We start from the raw sequence: 16,617 nt of genomic DNA, 5'->3' as shown, positions 1-16,617 counted from the left end.
GATGTCGCAGATGCCCCAGCAGGCAGCCCTGTCGAACTGCCCGAGCTGTGCGGAGCCGCTCGAGTCGGGTGACCGTTTCTGCGGCGCGTGCGGATACGACCTGTCCGCCGTGCCGGCACCGCCGCGGGAACACCCGACGGTCGCGAGGAACGGCTCGGCGTCACAGCCGGACCCGGGCGCGGCAGCGCAGCCCGGCCCCGGCACGGCGGGCCCGTGGCCGCAGGCGGCCGAGCCGGGCGGCTCGCACACCCCGCCCTCGGTGCATCTGCCGACGGACCTGCCGGGCACCGACTCGGGCGGCGGCGCACTCCCGGGCCCGGCGCCGCAGATGCCGCCCACGGCTGCGCCCGCTCCCCCGGTGGTGCCCCCGCAGGCCCCGCCCGCGGCGGGCCCCGCCGTACCGCCGCAGGCACCGGCCGCCGTACCCCCGCAGGCTCCCGCCGCTCCCGCCGCCGGCGTCTGCTTCGACCGGCCGGACGAGCCCGACGAGTACGCGTTGCAGGCGCCCGACCCGCGCGCGGCAGCGGAGGCCGCCGCGGCCGCGCCGGAGACCTCGGTGTGCGTGGCGTGCCGGGCGGGCCGGGTGGACAGCGACGGCTACTGCGAGAACTGCGGGCACGCCCAGCCCCGCGAACGCGACCACATGGAGCAGGAGTCCGGTCCGGTGGCCGCCGTCAGCGACCGCGGGCTGCGCCACCACCGCAACGAGGACGCGTTCGCCCTGGCCACCACCGCGCTGCCCGACGGCTCCCCGGTGTCCGTGGCGATCGTCTGCGACGGGGTGTCGTCCGCGACCCGCCCCGACGACGCCTCCCTGGCCGCGTCCCGCGCGGCCGGCGACGCGCTGCTGAGCGCCCTGCCGCGCGGCACGCACCCGCAGCAGGCGATGCACGACGCGATCGTCGCCGCCTCGCAGGCCGTCAACGCCCTGGCCGACGAGCCGGAGACGGCCCGCGAGCACGCCCCGCACCAGAACGCACCGGCGTGCACCCTGGTCGGCGCGGTGGTGACGAACGGCCTGCTGGTCGTCGGCTGGGTCGGCGACAGCCGCGCCTACTGGGTGCCGGCCGACCGCAGCGCGCCCCCGGCCCGGCTCACCGAGGACGACTCCTGGGCCGCGCAGATGGTCGCCGCCGGGCTGATGAGCGAGGCGGAGGCGTACGCCGACGAGCGAGCCCACGCGATCACCGGCTGGCTCGGCGCGGACGCCTACGAACTGGAACCGCACACCGCCAGCTACAAGCCGGACCGGCCCGGCGTGATCGTCGTCTGCACCGACGGGCTGTGGAACTACGCGGAGGGGGCGGAGGAGATGGCCGAGGTGGTTCCCCTGGACGCCGCCGTGCGTCCGCTGCACAGCGCGCGGGTCCTGGTCGGGCACGCCCTGGACGGCGGGGGCCACGACAACGTAACAGTGGCGGTCGTGCCGTTCCCCGGGCCGCCGCAGGGGGCAGGATCGGCCTGAGGCCCGTGCACGGGACCACCCGGGCCGGCCTCGCTCGGGGAAGCTCACGGGCCGGAGGGGACCGGTCCGCGTCGGGTCACACCCATGCGGGTGGTTGAGGGGGATGCGAAAAGGCATGGCCAATTTCTCGAAATCCACGGTGCCGCAGTTCTCGGTGGACGTGTACCAGAACGAGTACCTGCCGGAGGGCGGCCGCGAGGTCAACGCCATCGTCACGGTCACGGCGACCGGCGGTGGCACGATCGGCAGCGCGGTGAGCGCGCCGCGCCTGTTCGCCGCCGGGCAGGGTCCGTCGGCGGCGGTGGCGATCATGGTGGACTGCTCCGGGTCGATGGACTACCCGCCGACCAAGATGCGCAACGCCCGGGACGCGACGGCCGCCGCGATCGACACCCTGCGCGATGGGGTCCATTTCGCGGTGGTCGGCGGCACACACGTCGCCACCGAGGTCTACCCGGGCGGCGGGCGGCTCGCGGTCGCCGACGCCACCACCCGCGAGCAGGCCAAGCAGGCGCTGCGCCGGCTGAGCGCCGGCGGCGGCACGGCGATCGGCACGTGGCTGCGGCTCGCCGAGACGCTGCTGTCCTCGGCGGACGTCGCCATCCGGCACGGCATCCTGCTCACCGACGGCCGCAACGAGCACGAGTCGCCCGCCGATCTGAAGGCCGCCCTCGATCACTGCGCGGGCCGGTTCACCTGTGACGCGCGGGGCGTGGGCACCGACTGGGAAGTGAAAGAAGTCACAGGGATCGCCTCCGCCCTGCTCGGCACGGCCGACATCGTCGCCGATCCGGCGGGTCTGGCCGCCGACTTCACGCGGATGATGGAGACGGCGATGGGCAAGGAGGTCGCCGACGTCGCCCTGCGGGTGTGGACGCCGGTGGGCACGACCATCAAGTTCGTCAAGCAAGTCGCGCCGACGGTCGAGGAGTTGACCGGTCGCCGCAGCGAGGCGGGGCCGCGCGCCGGGGACTATCCGACGGGTTCCTGGGGCGACGAGTCCCGCGACTACCACCTGTGCGTCGAGGTCCCGGTCGCGCACGTCGGCCAGGAGATGCTGGCCGCCCGCGTCTCGCTGGTCGTGCCGCAAGGGGACGGCGGTGCGCAGAACCTGGGCGTGCAGGGTCTGGTACGGGCCGTGTGGACCGACGACATGGTCGCCTCCACCTCCCTCAACCCGCAGGTCGCCCACTACACCGGGCAGGCCGAACTGGCACAGGCCATCCAACAGGGGATGGATCTGCGCAAAGCGGGTGATATGGATGGAGCAACGGCCAAACTGGGCCGGGCCGTTCAGCTCGCGAGTGCCTCCGGCAACGCGGATACTGCGAAACTGCTCGCGAAGGTGGTGGACGTGGTCGACGCGGCGACCGGTACTGTGCGACTGAAGGCGAAGGTCACGGAGGCCGACGAGATGACGCTCGAAACCCGGTCGACAAAGACTGTTCGTGTAAAGAAGTGACGTGCTGAAGACCACTGAAGCCCACCGACGACCACTGAAGAAGTGACCTAGCAGGAACGAAGGGACGCACCGACATGCCGACCTGCCCGAACGGACACCAGTCGGGTTCCGACGACTGGTGCGAGGTCTGCGGTCACCGCATGGCCGGTGCCGTACCTCCGCCGCCTCCCCCGCCGCCGCCCGGCGGTGGCTACGGCTTCCCGCCGCCCCCGCCGGGCGGGCAGCCCGGTGGCCAGCCGGGCGGACGTCATCTGTCCGCCGTGCCGGAGCCCGAGCCGGAGCTGTGCCCGCAGTGCCGTACGCCGCGCGAGGGCGGGGCGCCGTTCTGCGAGGAGTGCCGGTGGAACTTCCTGACCAACACGGCGACCACGTACACCCCGGCCGCGCCGCCGCGCCCCTCGGCGCCGGGCCCCTCGGCGCCGGGCGCGCCGCGCTTTCCGCAGGGTCCGGGGCCGTCCTTCGGCGGCAGTGACTCCTTCGACTACCAGAGCTCCCGTCCCTCCCAGGTGAACCGGCCCGCCGAGCCGATCCCGCCGAGCCCGTTCGGCGGGGAGCCGTCGGGTCCGGGCGGGGCGGGTGCCTCCGGCGGTCCGGGCGGTCCGTATGGCGGCGGTGGGCCTGCGGGCCCGGGTGGTTCCGGCGGTCCGTTCGGCGCCGGTGGGCCCGGTGGGCCTTCGCGTCCGGGTGGCCAGGGCGGTCCGTTCGGCGCGGGTGGTCCCGGTGACCAGGGTGGCCCCGGAGGTCACGGTGCCCCTTCGGGTCCCGGTGGCCAGGGCGGGCCCGGTGCTCCCGATGGCCGCGGCGGTCCCTTCGGCACGGGTGGCCCCGGCGCTCCGGCAGGTCCCGGCGGCCCGGTGACGCACGGCGGTCCCGGTGGCCCGAACGGCCCCGGCGGTCCGGGTGCGCCAGGCGGTCCGAACGGCCCCGGCGTCCCCTTCCCCTTCGGCAGCGACCCGTCGCGTCCGGTGCCCCCGCCCCCCGGCCCCACGCCGCCCGCCGGTCCCGGCGCGGCACCGGGCGGCCCGGGTGGCCCCGGTGCTCCCGGTGGCCCGCAGGGCTTCCAGCCCCCCGCGTTCCCGCAGGGCCGGGGCCCCTCGGCGCCGCCGGCTCCCCCGGCCCCGTCCGGGCCGTCGTTCGGCGGCGGTGGCGGTGGCGACGACTGGGTGATCTCCCCGCCGTCGGGCCCCGCCACCGGCCCCGGCGGCCCCACCCCCTCCGGCCCGAACGGTCCGAACGGTCCCGGCGGCCACGGCGGCCACGGCGGTTACGGCTACCCACAGGCAGGCGCCACCCAGGCACCCCCCGCGCAGACGGGCCCGAACGGCCCGGCCGGTGGCTACGGCTACCCGCAGCCCGGCGCCACCCAGGCACCCCCGGCCCCCGGGTTCCCGCAGCAGCCGCAGGGGCCGGCCACCTGGACGGCGACCATCGGCCCGGACCGCGAGTACTTCATGGCGATGATGCAGCGTTCCGGCCCGGAGGCCGCGGGGCTCAACCTGCCCGCGTACTCGCCGGAGCAGCAGCGCACCCTCACCGGCAACCAGGTCAGCATCGGCCGTCGCCGCCACTCCACCGGCGAGACGCCCGACATCGACCTGTCCGTGCCGCCGGAGGACCCGGGCGTCTCGCATCAGCACGCGGTGCTGGTGCAGCAGCCCGACGGCAGCTGGGCCGTCGTCGACCAGAACTCGACGAACGGCACGACGGTCAACGGCTCGGACGAGCCGATCCAGCCGTTCGTGCCGGTCCCGCTCCAGGACGGCGACCGGGTGCACGTGGGCGCCTGGACGACGATCACGGTCCGCCGGGGCTAACCCGGCTCCGGGAGGGGCCACACGTACGGCCCCTCCGGATCGTCCAGCCACGCCCACTCGCGCTCGCCGCGGACCGTGAGGCCGTAGCGCTCCCGGGTCGGCATGCCCTCGCGCTCCCACAGGGCGTAGGCCTCCTCCGCCTCGAGGCTGCCGCGGGTGAGGGCGAGCAGGAAGCGGAACAGGTCGCTCTCGCGGGCCCGGCGCGGCAGTCCCGTCGGCAGCGGCGGCTGGGCGGCGGGCCGGGCCGTACCGCGCAGGGGCACGAAATAGGCGGGCGTCGCCAGGAACCGGCCCTCGGCGTGCCCGGCGTCCCGCACGTCCAGCGCGGCCACCCCGGTGGCGAACGGCGTGACGACCCGGCCGCCTGGGCGGCACTGGGCGAGCCAGGCGCGCGGGATCACCGGCAGCCCGCAGGTGGCGATGATCCGGTCGTACGGCGCGTGCCCGGGCACCCCGCGGGCGCCGTCGCCGGTGACGACGAGCGGGTGGTACCCGGCGGCGTCGAGGTGCCGGCGCGCGGACTCGGTGATGTCCGGGTCGAGGTCGATCGTGACGACGTTCTCCTCACCCAGCCGGTACGACAGCAGCGCAGCGTTGTAGCCGCTGCCGGCGCCGATCTCCAGCACCCGGTCGCCGTCCGCCGGGCGCAGCGCCACCAGCATCGTCGCCATGAGGGACGGCTGGCTGCTGGAGGAGAGCAGTTCCCCGTCGCGCAGGCGGGTGGCGAGGGGGGTGTCGTCGTAGGCGCCGCGCAGCCAGCGTTCCCGGGCGGCGGGGTCGGGGTGCTCGCCCCAGCGGCGCTCGTAGCCCCCGGGCACGCCGACGTAGTAGGAGGGCACGAAGAGGTGGCGCGGCACCGCCGCGAACGCCTCCCGCCAGCCGCGGTCCCCGGCGAAGGCCCCGCTCGCCGCGATCTCCCGCACGAGTGCGCTCCGCGCCACGTCGGCGACCTCCTGCGACCCCCGCGCACGGGCATGGACAGCCATACCTCCACTGTGCTGCGCGCCACGCCCCCGGGCGAGCGGCGCGCCCGTGTCCGCGGGGGCCGGTCCTACGTCTTCCGGCCTCGGTCGGCGCGTCTGAGAGCATGGGAGGCGTGACAGAGATTCGGCGCGGCACGCTTCAGGAGCAGACGTTCTACGAGCAGGTCGGCGGGGAGGAGACCTTCCGCCGGCTGGTGCACCGTTTCTACCAGGGGGTGGCGGAGGACCCGCTGCTGCGGCCGATGTACCCGGAGGAGGACCTCGGTCCGGCCGAGGAGCGGCTGGCGCTGTTCCTCATGCAGTACTGGGGCGGCCCCACCACGTACAGCGAGAACCGCGGCCACCCGCGGCTGCGGATGCGGCACGTCCCGTTCACCGTGGACAAGGCGGCGCACGACGCGTGGCTGAAGCACATGCGGGTCGCCGTCGAGGAGCTCGCCCTGTCCGAGGAGCACGAGCGCACGCTGTGGAACTACCTCACGTACGCCGCCGCCTCGATGATCAACAGCCCCGGCTGAGCCGAGCCGTCCAGCGATCGCACCCCGAGTCCATCCCGCCCCTCCCGGTCCGATGAACTCCGTATTCCGGTCGTAGTACGCCGGATTCCGGTCACAATCCGGTCAAGCTGCGTTCACAACCGCTTACCCGTGCCCGCCTCCTCTGACAACATCGCCGACAGGTCTGGACAAGACGAACGGCGGGGGGCCGGGGGTGGCGGGGTTCGGGGGGCTTGCCGGTTTCGTGCTGCTGCGCGCCCGGGCGCACCGGCTCCTGCTCGCCGCCGCGCTGCTCACCGTCCTGCTCACCACCTCCGTCCTGGCCGGCCTGACCGCCTACGCCGGAGCGATCGGCGACGCCGCCCTGCGTCACGCCCTGGCCCGGCCCGCCGACGCCGCCGACGCCGCCCTGGTCGTCAAGGCCGACGTACCCGCCGACCGCCGTGGCGCCGCCGACGCCGCCGTACGCCGGGCGGGGCGCACCGCGTTCGACGGGTTGCCCGTGACCGTGCGGACCCTGGTGCGGTCCGGCCCGTACGCGCTGCCCCGCTCCGTGCAGCCGCCGGCCGAACGCTCCGGGGATCCCGATCTGACGCACTTCGCGGTCCTGGACCCCTCCCAGGTACGGCTCACCGAGGGCCGTACGCCCCGCGCGGGCACCGGCGACGTCGAGGCCGCGCTGCCGCAGGCGGCCGCGCGGCGCCTGGGCCTGAAGCCCGGCGCCCGGCTCACCCTCACCGACCGCTTCGGCGGCAAGGCGGTGACCGTGCGGATCACCGGGGTGTACCGGCCCGCCGACGCCGCCGCGCCGTACTGGCGGCTGGACGACGTCGGCGGGCGCGGCGTGAAGAAGACCGACTTCACCACCTACGGCCCCCTGCTCGCCGACCCGCGCGTGCTGACCGGCGCCACCGTGAGCGCGGGGCCGTCGGCGTGGGTGGTGAGCGCCGACTTCTCCACGCTGACGACCACCCGTATCGACGCGCTGCGTTCCTCGGCGGCCCGTGCCGGCGCCGCCGTGCGCTCCGCCCCGGCCCTCGCCGGGTCGACGACCGCGGTCACCTCCCTGCCCGGCGTCCTGGACGGCATCGAGCGTTCGCTGCTGGTCTCCCGCTCCACGCTGCTGATCGTCGCCCTCCTGCTCGCCCTCCTCGCGGCCTGCGCGCTGCTGCTGGTGGCCCGGCTGCTGAGCGCCGAACGCGCGGCCGAGACCCGGCTGCTGCTGGCCCGCGGCGCCTCCCGCGCCCGCCTGGCGGTCCTGGCCGCGCTGGAGGCACTGCTGCCTGCCGTGCCGGCGGCGCTGTGCGCGCCGCTGCTCGCCGGACCGCTGACCCGGCTGCTGGCCGCGCAGGGGCCGCTGGCCCGGATCGGACTGCGCCTGGACGTGCCCGCCGCCGGCCGGCCGCAGGTGTGGCTGGTGGCGGCGGGCGTCGCCCTCGGCTGCGCGCTCGCCGTCACCGTGCCCGCGCTGTCCGCGACCGGTGCGCGCGCGGGCCGGGCGCGGGCGCTGCCCGGCGCGCTGCGGGCCGGCGCCGACCTGGGGCTGCTGGCGATCGCGGGGCTCGCGTACTGGCAGCTCGCCACCCGCGCCGCCGTCAGCGGCGACCGCACCGGCGCCCTCGGCATCGACCCGCTGCTGGTCGCCGCGCCCGCGCTGGCCCTGCTCGCCGGGACCGTGCTCACCCTGCGGCTGCTGCCGCCGGTGGCCCGGCTCGCCGAGCGCCGCGCGACCGGCGGACGGGGGCTCACGGCCGCGCTGGCCGGCTGGCAGTTCAGCCGCCGCCCCATGCGCGGCGCCGGGCCGATGCTGCTGCTGGTGCTCGCCGTCGCGCTCGGCATGCTGGCCATCGGCCAGGGCGCCTCCTGGGACCGCTCGCAGCAGGACCAGGCCGACTTCCGGGCGGGTGCGCCGGTACGCCTGACGGCCGCCGGTGACGCCGGCCCCGCCCGCACCGAACAGCTCGCAGCACTGCACGACGTCACCTCGGCCGCCCCCGCCGTGCGCACCGCGCTGCCGCTGTCGGACAACCGCACCGCGACCGTCCTCGCCCTGGACACCGCGCACGCCGCCGACACCCTGCTGCTCCGCCACGACCTGGCCGGCCGGCCCGTACGACCGCTGCTCGCCGGCCTCGCCCCGGCCCAGCCGTCGGCGGGCGTGGCCGTCCCCGCAGGCACCGCCCGGCTGCGGCTGACCGCGACCCTGAACAGCTCCGACCCCGAAGGGGGCGCCGACGTGACGCTCACCCTTCAGGACCGCTGGGGCGTGCCGTACCAGCTGCCGTCCGGGCGGCTGCCCGCCGACGGCCGCCCGCACCCGCTCACCCCGGACCTCGGCGGCGCCCGCGGCCCGCTCGCCCTGACCGGCGTGCAGCTCGTCATCGCCCAGCCCACCGGCCGCGCCGAACAGCACCGGCTGACGCTGGACGCGCTGACCGCCACAGCCGCCGACGGCACCGGCCGGCGGCTGCCGCTGCCCAGCGCGTGGACGGCCGTCTCCCGCGCCGACGGCACCGTCGCAGGACCCGACGACAGCTCCATCCCGTCCCGGCCGCGCCTGACGTCCACCGCGCCGCCCACCCTCGTCTACTCCACCGGCCACCTGCCGGCCGGCGACCGCTGGCTGTCCGCCGCGGTCACGGTGCGGCTGCGGATCGCGCAGCCGCCCGCGCCCGAGGTCACGGGCGTGGCCACCGACCGCTTCCTCGCCGCCACCGGCGCGCGGACCGGGCAGCGGGTGGACGCCGTCTTCGGCGGTCAGAGCGTGCCGGTGCGGATCGTGCGCACGGTACGGGAGCTGCCGACGACCGGTGACACCGAGGGCGGCGGCGCCCTCCTGGTGGACCTGCGCACCGTCGACCGGGTGCTGCAGGCCCGCTACGGCGCGAGCGTCACGCCCACCGAGTGGTGGCTGGCCACGAACGCCCCGGCCGAGGTGGCCGCCGCCGTCCGCGCCTGGCCCGACATCGATCCTTCGCAGGTCATGGTGCGCGCGGAGATCGCCGAGGAGCTGCGGGACGACCCGTTCGGCGCCGGGCCCGAGGCCGCGTTCGCCGCGGCGGCCGCGGTCGCCGCCGCGCTGGCCGCGGTCGGTTTCGCGGTCAGCGCGGCCGGGGCGCTCAGGGAACGGGACGCGGAGTTCGCGGTGCTGCGCGCACTGGGCACCCCGCGCCGCCGCCTGGCCCGCATGATCGCCGCCGAGCACGGCGTGCTGGTGGTGCTGGCGCTGGCCGTCGGCGCGGCGCTCGGCGCGGTGCTGACCCGCGCGGTGATCCCGCTGATCCTGCTCACCGCCCAGGCCACCCGCCCGCTGCCCGAGGTCCTCGTCCAGCTGCCGGCCGGGCAGGTCGCCGTCCTGCTCGCGGCCGTCGCCGTCGTCCCGCTGGCCGTCTCCCTGCTCCTGTCGCTGCGCCGCGCGGACCCCGCGTCGGCGCTGCGGGAACAGGGAGGTGAGTGAGATGCCGGCGCTGCGTTCGACGCCTCGCGTGCCCGCCGTACCCGCGCCCTGGATCCGCACCCGGTTGCGGGCCGCACCGGCGGCCGCCTGCGCGCTGGCGCTGCTGGTGGCGCTGACGGCCGCTCTGGCCGCCGCGTTCCCGCGCGCCGTCGACCGTTACGAGGACGCCGGTCTCGCCCACGCCGTCGAACGGGCCACCCCCGGCCGCACCACCCTGTGGGTGGCCGCCCCGGCGCCCGACGGCGCGTCCTCCGTGCAGGAACTCGAACAATCCCTGCGTCCGGGCGCGTTGAACGCCCGGAACCGCAAGATCCAGGCCGCGGTCCACGCGCCCCTGTACCTCGACCCCGCCCAGTCGACGTACGGGGTGCGCACGTTCGAGGAACTGGAGGTGCCGGACGCCTGGCTGCCGCGCCCCTACGGTCTGCCCGCGCGCGTGTTCCTCGCCACCCAGACCGGCCTCGGCGAGCACAGCCGGCTGCACGCCGGCCGGCTGCCCCGCGCCACCGGCCGGGTGACCGCCACGACCGCCGCGGTCGAGGGCGCCGTCACCACGGAGACGGCGAAGGCCCTGCACGTGCAGGTGGGCCGCGTCCTGCACGTCCCGGCCGCCGGACGCCCCCCGCTCACCGTCCGCATCACCGGAATCGTCGCGCCGCGCACCCCCGACGGCGCCTACTGGTCGGCCGACAGCCTGCTGCGCAGCCCCACCCTAAAACCCGTGCCCGGCGGCGGCACGGACCCGCTGCGCTACTGGCTCGGCACCGTCCTGCTCCCTCCCGACGCGGCCCCCGCCCTGCTCGGCACCCGTGGCTCCCCGCAGCGCTACTGGCGGTTCGCGCCCGACGCCGCCGCCCTGCACGGCCGGGACATCGCCGCGCTGAAGTCCTCGGTCGCCTCCCTGGAGTCCGGGCCCGCCCTGCGCGAGGTGCGCTCAGCCGTCGACCCGAACGCCGACGCCGACACCGACCTCGACACCGTCCTCACCACCTACGACGGCCTGCGCTCCGGTGTCTCCCCGCTCATCGCGGTCGCCGCGTTCGGCGCCGGCACGGTCGCCGCCGTCATCCTGGCCATGGCCGGTGGCCTCGCCGCCGACCGCCGCCGTAGCGAACTGGCCCTGCTGCGCGCCCGCGGCGCCTCGCTGCGCGGGATGTCGGGACGCCTGCTCGCCGAGACGGCGGTCGTGGCGCTGCCGGCCGGAGCGCTCGGTCTGTTCGCCGCCGTCCTCGCGGTGCCCGGCGGCCGCCTGCTGCCCGCTCTGGCCGCCGCTCTCGTCGTCACGCTCGTCGCCTGCGCCGTGCTGCCGGCGCGCGCGGCGGCCGCGCACCGCGTGGTCCGCGTCCACTCCGGCCGCCAGGACGTGACGGCCCGGCGCCCCTCCCGGCGGCGTACCGTCGCCGAACTCACCGTGCTGGCGGGCGCGGCCGCCGCCGTGGAGACCCTGCGCCGGCAGGGCGGCGACGGCGGGCAGCTGGTGTCCGCGGCCCCCGTGCTGGTCGCGGTGATCGCGGCGCTGGTCCTGGTGCGGCTGTATCCGTGGCCGCTGCGCGGGCTGGCCCGCCCCGCCGGGCGGCTGCGCGGGGTGGTCGGCCCACTGTCCCTGGCCCGCGCCGGCCGCTCCTCCGCCTCCGCCGTGCTGCCCCTGCTGGCGCTGCTCACCGCACTGACCACGGCCGCGTTCGGCGGCTCGGTGCTGGCCGGGGTGCGCGAGACCCGCGACCACGCGGCCCTGCTCGCCGTCGGCGCCGACGCCCGCGTGGAGGCGCAGACCACGACCGTGCTGCCGGCCGGCCTGGCCGACCGGGTCCGCCGTGTGCCAGGGGTCCGCTCGCTGGCCGAGGTCAGCATCTCCTACCAGGCGACGCCCGCCGACAGCCCGGCCTCGGTACCGGTCGCGGGCGTGGGCCCGGCCGACTACGCCGCGCTGACCGCCCGCACCGGCCTCGGCGCCCTCCCCGCGAGCGCCCTGCGCGCCCCCGCGGCCTCCGGTGCCGTCCTGCCCGCCCTCGCCTCCCCCGCCGTCGCCCGCACCTACGGCACCCGGCCCTTCCCGGTGCGCCTGGACGACGGCAGCACCGTCACCGTGCGCATCGCGCTCGTCCGGGAGCGCACCCCGGCCGTGCCCGGCGACCGCTTCCTCGTCGTGGACCGGGGCGCGCTCACCCCCGAGGCCGCCCGCCCGGCGGCGCTGCTGCTCACCGGCGACCACATCGACAGCGCGGCCCTGCGCCGGACGGCCGGCGGCACGGCGGGCGTACAGCTGCGCTCGGAGGTGCGCGCCGGGTACGTCGACTCACCGCTGCAGTCCGGCGCGGAAGACGTCTATACGGCGGCGGTCCTGGCCGGCGCCGGATACGCCGTGCTCGCCCTGCTGCTGTCCCTGGTGCGCGCCGCGCCCGAGCGCACGGCGCTGCTCGCCCGGCTGCGCACGATGGGCCTGACCCGGGCCCAGTCCCGCCGTCTGCTGATCCTGGAGTCCCTGCCGCAGGCCGTCCTCGCCACGGCGGGCGGCGCCCTGACCGCCTGGGCGGCCGTCCGCCTGCTCGCCCCCGGCATCGACCTCACATCGATCGCCCTGGCCGCGAACCCGTCCGCGGGCCCGCCCGCAGCCCTGCACACCGACACCCTGTCCCTGGTGATCCCGGCGCTGGCGGTACTGGCGGTTGCGGTCGGCGTCGCGGCGGCCCAGGCGTGGTGGACGGGCCGCCGGGGCGCGGTACGGGAGTTGCGGGTGGGGGACGCGCGATGAGGGACCTTGCGCGCACGGTGAGGGACCTTGCCGTGAACCGGGGCCGCGCCGGGGAGCGGGTCGTGAACCGGGGCCGTGCTCAGGACCGGGTCGCGAACCGAGGCCGCGACGAGGAGCGTTCCGTGAACCGAGGCCGCGCTGAGGAACCGTGTGGTGAACCGACACCGCCGTATGCCGAAGATCGTCATGCGGGGGAGGCCCTGATGGTGAACGTCCCGCGCCGGAGGTCACGATGACAACCAACCCCACCCTCGCCGACCTGGCGACCAGGGCGGCGGCCGCCCGCGACACCCCCGCCTACGGCCACGACGCCCTGATCACCTGCGACCGCCTGGTGCGGATCTTCACCGCCGACGGCGTGGAGGTGCAGGCCCTTCAGGGCCTCGACCTCCTGGTCCGCCAGGGCGAGCTGATGGCCCTCGTCGGCGCGTCCGGCAGCGGCAAGTCCACCCTCATGAACATCCTCGCCGGCCTGGACACCCCCACCGCCGGCGCCGCCCGCGTCGCCGGCCACGACCTGCTGGCCATGACCGCCAAGGACCGCCTGGCCTACCGCCGCGAGGTCGTGGGCTTCGTCTGGCAGCAGACGTCCCGCAACCTGCTGCCGTACCTCACCGCGGCGCAGAACGTCGCCCTCCCCCTCCAGCTGAGCGGCAACCGCACGTACGCCCGCCGCCGTGCCCGCGCCCGACGTGCTCTGGACCTGCTGGAGTTGCTGGGTGTCGCCGACTGCCGCGACCGGCACCCGCACCAGATGTCCGGCGGGCAGCAGCAGCGCGTCGCCATCGCCGTGGCTCTGGCGGGCGACCCGGCGGTCCTGCTCGCCGACGAACCCACCGGCGAGCTGGACTCGCACACCGGGGAGCAGATCTTCGCCGCGTTCCGCACGGCGAACGAACACCTGGGCACGACCATCGTGATCGTCACCCACGACCAGGCGGTCGCGAGCGAGGTCCGCCGCACGGTCGCCATCCGGGACGGCCGTACGTCCACGGAGGTGCTGCGCCGCAGCGAGGTCGACGCGACGACGGGCCACGAGACGGTGGTGGCACGCGAGTACGCCATGCTGGACCGCGCCGGCCGCCTTCAGCTCCCCGCGGAGTACACGCGCACGCTGGGCATGCGCGACCGGGTGGCGCTGGAACTGGAGAGCGACCACATCAGCGTGTGGCCGGATCAGGAGGAAAGCTGAACGAGAGCCTCAGCGCACGCTGACGCCGAGCGCGCCCAGCGTCCCGAGCCCCGCCGTGCGCACGGCGACCGAACCGTAGGGCGTCCGCAGCCGCAGCCACGCGCCCGACGAGAAGAGCGTCGGCTCCTCCGCGCTCTCACCGGACCGCAGAAAGCCCAGAGCCTGCGCGGCGTGCACGACGCGCACCGGAAGCCGGGTCTCCCCCACGGTCCGGGACCAGATGTCCCGCCCGATGAGGTCGAGTTCGGCCCGCGTGCGCCGGTCGGCGGCCAGCTCCTCGGTGCGGGTGCGGAACTCGGCGACGACCGCGCCGACCAGAGCGCGCAACTCGCTCGCGGACGGCAGCCCCGGCTCGCGCCGCCAGCCGCCGCGCGGAGGCAGAACGCCCGCCCACGGCGGACCGGTCACCGCGGCCGGGACGACGGCTGTGGCCCCCGCCTCGTCGACGGACTCCAGCAGCTCACCGGCGGAGACGGTGACGTCCAGGGTGACGTCGAGCCCCTTCTCGTACGGCTTGGCCAGCCGTACCGCGCGGATGGCGAGCACCTCGAACGACGGCGGCCGCCCGAACACGGCCAGCGCGGTGCCCGCCGCCTGCAGGCGCACCGCGGCCGACCGGTCGTAGTGCAGCAGCCGGGAGAGGAAGGCGGCGAGGTCCGCCGCCTCCGTCTCGTCGGCGAGGTGCAGCACGGTCATACGGCGCCGGCCCCCCGCTCGGACGCGTCGTCCATGTACTCCTTGAGGAACGCGCGCTCCTCCTCGGTGATCCGGCGCGGCCGCTGCGCCTCGAAGTCGAACGGCACGATGACCGTCGACGCGCGGACGTAGACCAGGTCGTCGTCCTTCACCTCGTAGGTGAGGGTGAAGGACGCGGCCCGGATCTCGGTGACCCACAGCTCGATGTCCACGGGGTGGTGCCGGTGGACGAGCTGCCGCTTGTAGTCGATCTCATGCCGCGCCACCACGGACCCCTGCTGGAAGTCCTTGTCCGGGCGGAACAGGAAGTCGATACGGGCCTCCTCCAGGTAGCGGAGGAACACCACGTTGTTGACGTGGCCGTACGCGTCCATGTCCGCCCAGCGCAGCGGGCAGCGGTAGAGATGCCGCAAGATCAGCCCCGGGTCAGCTTCTTGTAGGTGGCGCGGTGCGGACGCGCGGCGTCGGCACCGAGTCGCTCGATCTTGTTCTTCTCGTACGACTCGAAGTTGCCCTCGAACCAGAACCACTTGGAGTCACCCTCGTAGGCGAGGATGTGCGTGGCGACGCGGTCCAGGAACCACCGGTCGTGGGAGACGACGACGGCGCAGCCGGGGAACTCGAGCAGCGCGTTCTCCAGGCTGGACAGGGTCTCGACGTCCAGGTCGTTGGTGGGCTCGTCGAGGAGCAGCAGGTTGCCGCCCTGCTTGAGGGTGAGCGCGAGGTTCAGGCGGTTGCGCTCACCGCCGGAGAGCACACCGGCCGGCTTCTGCTGGTCCGGGCCCTTGAAGCCGAACGCGGACACGTACGCCCGGCTCGGCATCTCGACCTGGCCGACGTTGATGTAGTCCAGGCCGTCGGAGACGACCTCCCACAGCGTCTTCTTCGGGTCGATGTTCTCGCGGCTCTGGTCGACGTAGGAGATCTGGACGGTCTCGCCGACCTTGATGGTGCCGGAGTCCGGCTCCTCCAAGCCCTGGATCATCTTGAACAGCGTGGTCTTGCCGGCGCCGTTCGGGCCGATCACGCCGACGATGCCGTTGCGCGGCAGCGTGAACGACAGGTTGTCGACGAGGACCTTCTCACCGAAGGCCTTGTTGAGCTGGTCGACCTCGACGACGACGTTGCCCAGGCGGGGGCCCGGCGGGATCTGGATCTCCTCGAAGTCCAGCTTCCGCATCTTCTCCGCCTCGGCGGCCATCTCCTCGTACCGCGCGAGACGGGCCTTGGACTTGGCCTGCCGCCCCTTGGCGTTGGAACGGACCCACTCGAGCTCTTCCTTGAGGCGCTTGGCGCGCTTGGCGTCCTTCTGCCCCTCGACTTTGAGACGGGTCTGCTTGGTCTCCAGGTACTTGGAGTAGTTGCCCTCGTAGCCGTGCAGGCGGCCGCGGTCGACCTCGCAGATCCAGCCGGCGACGTTGTCCAGGAAGTACCGGTCGTGGGTGACGGCCACGACGGTGCCCGGGTACTTGGCGAGGTGCTGCTCCAGCCAGTTCACCGACTCGGCGTCGAGGTGGTTGGTGGGCTCGTCGAGCAGCAGCAGGTCGGGCTGCTGCAGCAGCAGCTTGCACAGCGCGACGCGGCGGCGCTCACCACCGGAGAGGTTGGTCACGGGCCAGTCGCCGGGCGGGCAGCCCAGGGCGTCCATGGCCTGCTCGAGCTGGGCGTCCAGGTCCCAGGCCTCGGCGTGGTCCAGCTCCTCCTGGAGCTTGCCCATCTCCTCCAGCAGCGCGTCCGAGTAGTCGGTCGCCATCAGCTCGGCGATCTCGTTGAACCGGTCGAGCTTGCCCTTGATCTCGGCGACACCCTCCTGGACGTTCTCCATGACGGTCTTGTCTTCCGTCAGCGGGGGCTCCTGCAGCAGGATGCCGACGGTGAAGCCGGGCGCGAGGAAGGCGTCGCCGTTCGACGGCTGTTCCAGCCCCGCCATGATCTTCAGGATCGTCGACTTACCGGCGCCGTTCGGGCCGACAACACCGATCTTTGCGCCAGGCAGGAAGTTCAGGGAGACGTCGTCAAGGATCACCTTGTCGCCGTGCGCCTTGCGCGCCTTGCGCATGGTGTAGATGTACTCAGCCAAGAGAAACCGTCCGGCAGCTTGAATCTGGCAGTGGGCAGATACACCCCATCTTGCCTGACCGCCACCCTTGGGGGGAAACGCGTATGGTTCCGACCCCCTGACCTGGGGGTTCGCCCTTGGCGGCCGGGGCTCGCCTGTCACTGCCGGTCGCTGTTGCTCGGCCTCGGGCACCCTCGCACGGCCCAGAGACGGCCCAGGAAGTGAAGTCCCGGCCGGCAC

11 protein-coding genes are annotated in these 16,617 nt (G+C 75.2%); 7 read left to right on the top strand and 4 right to left on the bottom strand.

Features of this window, described 5'->3' with window-relative positions; genetic code table 11:
• Position 1 precedes the first annotated feature (1 nt).
• The 3 genes from ACF1GV_RS01505 to ACF1GV_RS01495 all read left to right on the top strand — a co-directional run bounded on the left by ACF1GV_RS01505 (position 2) and on the right by ACF1GV_RS01495 (position 4,741).
• Positions 2–1,465, top strand: a complete 1,464-nt coding sequence (locus ACF1GV_RS01505) for a PP2C family serine/threonine-protein phosphatase (RefSeq protein ID WP_391676840.1) — start codon at positions 2–4, stop codon at positions 1,463–1,465.
• A gap of 115 nt (positions 1,466–1,580) precedes the next feature.
• A complete protein-coding gene (locus ACF1GV_RS01500; RefSeq protein WP_391676838.1) occupies positions 1,581–2,927 on the top strand; it encodes a VWA domain-containing protein in 1,347 nt (448 codons plus the stop codon).
• Positions 2,928–3,001: 74 nt separating this feature from the next.
• Complete coding sequence (locus ACF1GV_RS01495; RefSeq protein ID WP_391676837.1) at positions 3,002–4,741, top strand: FHA domain-containing protein; 1,740 nt, start codon at positions 3,002–3,004, stop codon at positions 4,739–4,741.
• Here ACF1GV_RS01495 and ACF1GV_RS01490 read toward each other — a convergent pair.
• Positions 4,738–5,727, bottom strand: a complete 990-nt coding sequence (locus ACF1GV_RS01490) for a methyltransferase domain-containing protein (RefSeq protein ID WP_391676835.1) — start codon at positions 5,725–5,727, stop codon at positions 4,738–4,740. The two genes, ACF1GV_RS01495 and ACF1GV_RS01490, sit on opposite strands and share 4 nt — an antisense overlap.
• 101 nt (positions 5,728–5,828) lie before the next feature.
• Between ACF1GV_RS01490 and ACF1GV_RS01485 the strand changes: the two genes are divergently transcribed.
• From ACF1GV_RS01485 to ACF1GV_RS01470, 4 genes are all read left to right on the top strand, one after another.
• Positions 5,829–6,242 (top strand): globin, encoded by a 414-nt coding sequence (locus tag ACF1GV_RS01485; RefSeq protein ID WP_391676834.1) that lies wholly within the window; start codon positions 5,829–5,831, stop codon positions 6,240–6,242.
• Positions 6,243–6,435: 193 nt separating this feature from the next.
• A complete protein-coding gene (locus ACF1GV_RS01480; RefSeq protein ID WP_391676833.1) occupies positions 6,436–9,678 on the top strand; it encodes an FtsX-like permease family protein in 3,243 nt (1,080 codons plus the stop codon).
• Between the two features lies 1 nt (position 9,679).
• A complete protein-coding gene (locus ACF1GV_RS01475; protein WP_391678439.1) occupies positions 9,680–12,430 on the top strand; it encodes an FtsX-like permease family protein in 2,751 nt (916 codons plus the stop codon).
• Between the two features lie 232 nt (positions 12,431–12,662).
• Positions 12,663–13,622 carry an ABC transporter ATP-binding protein gene (locus ACF1GV_RS01470; RefSeq protein ID WP_391676832.1) on the top strand — a complete coding sequence of 320 codons (960 nt, stop codon included), beginning with the start codon at positions 12,663–12,665 and terminating at the stop codon, positions 13,620–13,622.
• A gap of 9 nt (positions 13,623–13,631) precedes the next feature.
• Here ACF1GV_RS01470 and ACF1GV_RS01465 read toward each other — a convergent pair whose 3' ends face one another.
• From ACF1GV_RS01465 to ettA, 3 genes are read right to left on the bottom strand one after another with little or no spacing between them, the layout of a single operon-like run.
• Positions 13,632–14,318 (bottom strand): hypothetical protein, encoded by a 687-nt coding sequence (locus tag ACF1GV_RS01465; RefSeq protein ID WP_391676831.1) that lies wholly within the window; start codon positions 14,316–14,318, stop codon positions 13,632–13,634.
• Positions 14,315–14,731 carry a thioesterase family protein gene (locus ACF1GV_RS01460; protein WP_363264815.1) on the bottom strand — a complete coding sequence of 139 codons (417 nt, stop codon included), beginning with the start codon at positions 14,729–14,731 and terminating at the stop codon, positions 14,315–14,317. The genes ACF1GV_RS01465 and ACF1GV_RS01460 overlap by 4 nt, the downstream gene beginning before the upstream one ends.
• A gap of 2 nt (positions 14,732–14,733) precedes the next feature.
• Positions 14,734–16,398 carry an energy-dependent translational throttle protein EttA gene (ettA, locus tag ACF1GV_RS01455; protein ID WP_363264816.1) on the bottom strand — a complete coding sequence of 555 codons (1,665 nt, stop codon included), beginning with the start codon at positions 16,396–16,398 and terminating at the stop codon, positions 14,734–14,736.
• Positions 16,399–16,617: the final 219 nt, after the last annotated feature.

Source organism: Streptomyces sp. NPDC014006 (assembly GCF_043088925.1).
Taxonomy (GTDB): Bacteria; Actinomycetota; Actinomycetes; order Streptomycetales; family Streptomycetaceae; genus Streptomyces.
Note: the sequence above shows the minus strand (reverse complement) of the source record. Positions and strands in the feature narration are given on the sequence as shown.

Bases quoted from the DNA above. Each gene is read 5' to 3' on its own strand.
- ACF1GV_RS01505 (WP_391676840.1), top strand. From the start codon at position 2: ATGTCGCAGATGCCCCAGCAGGCAGCCCTGTCGAACTGCCCGAGCTGT.
- ACF1GV_RS01500 (WP_391676838.1), top strand. From the start codon at position 1,581: ATGGCCAATTTCTCGAAATCCACGGTGCCGCAGTTCTCGGTGGACGTG.
- ACF1GV_RS01495 (WP_391676837.1), top strand. From the start codon at position 3,002: ATGCCGACCTGCCCGAACGGACACCAGTCGGGTTCCGACGACTGGTGC.
- ACF1GV_RS01490 (WP_391676835.1), bottom strand. From the start codon at position 5,727: ATGGCTGTCCATGCCCGTGCGCGGGGGTCGCAGGAGGTCGCCGACGTG.
- ACF1GV_RS01485 (WP_391676834.1), top strand. From the start codon at position 5,829: ATGGGAGGCGTGACAGAGATTCGGCGCGGCACGCTTCAGGAGCAGACG.
- ACF1GV_RS01475 (WP_391678439.1), top strand. From the start codon at position 9,680: ATGCCGGCGCTGCGTTCGACGCCTCGCGTGCCCGCCGTACCCGCGCCC.
- ACF1GV_RS01470 (WP_391676832.1), top strand. From the start codon at position 12,663: ATGACAACCAACCCCACCCTCGCCGACCTGGCGACCAGGGCGGCGGCC.
- ACF1GV_RS01465 (WP_391676831.1), bottom strand. From the start codon at position 14,318: ATGACCGTGCTGCACCTCGCCGACGAGACGGAGGCGGCGGACCTCGCC.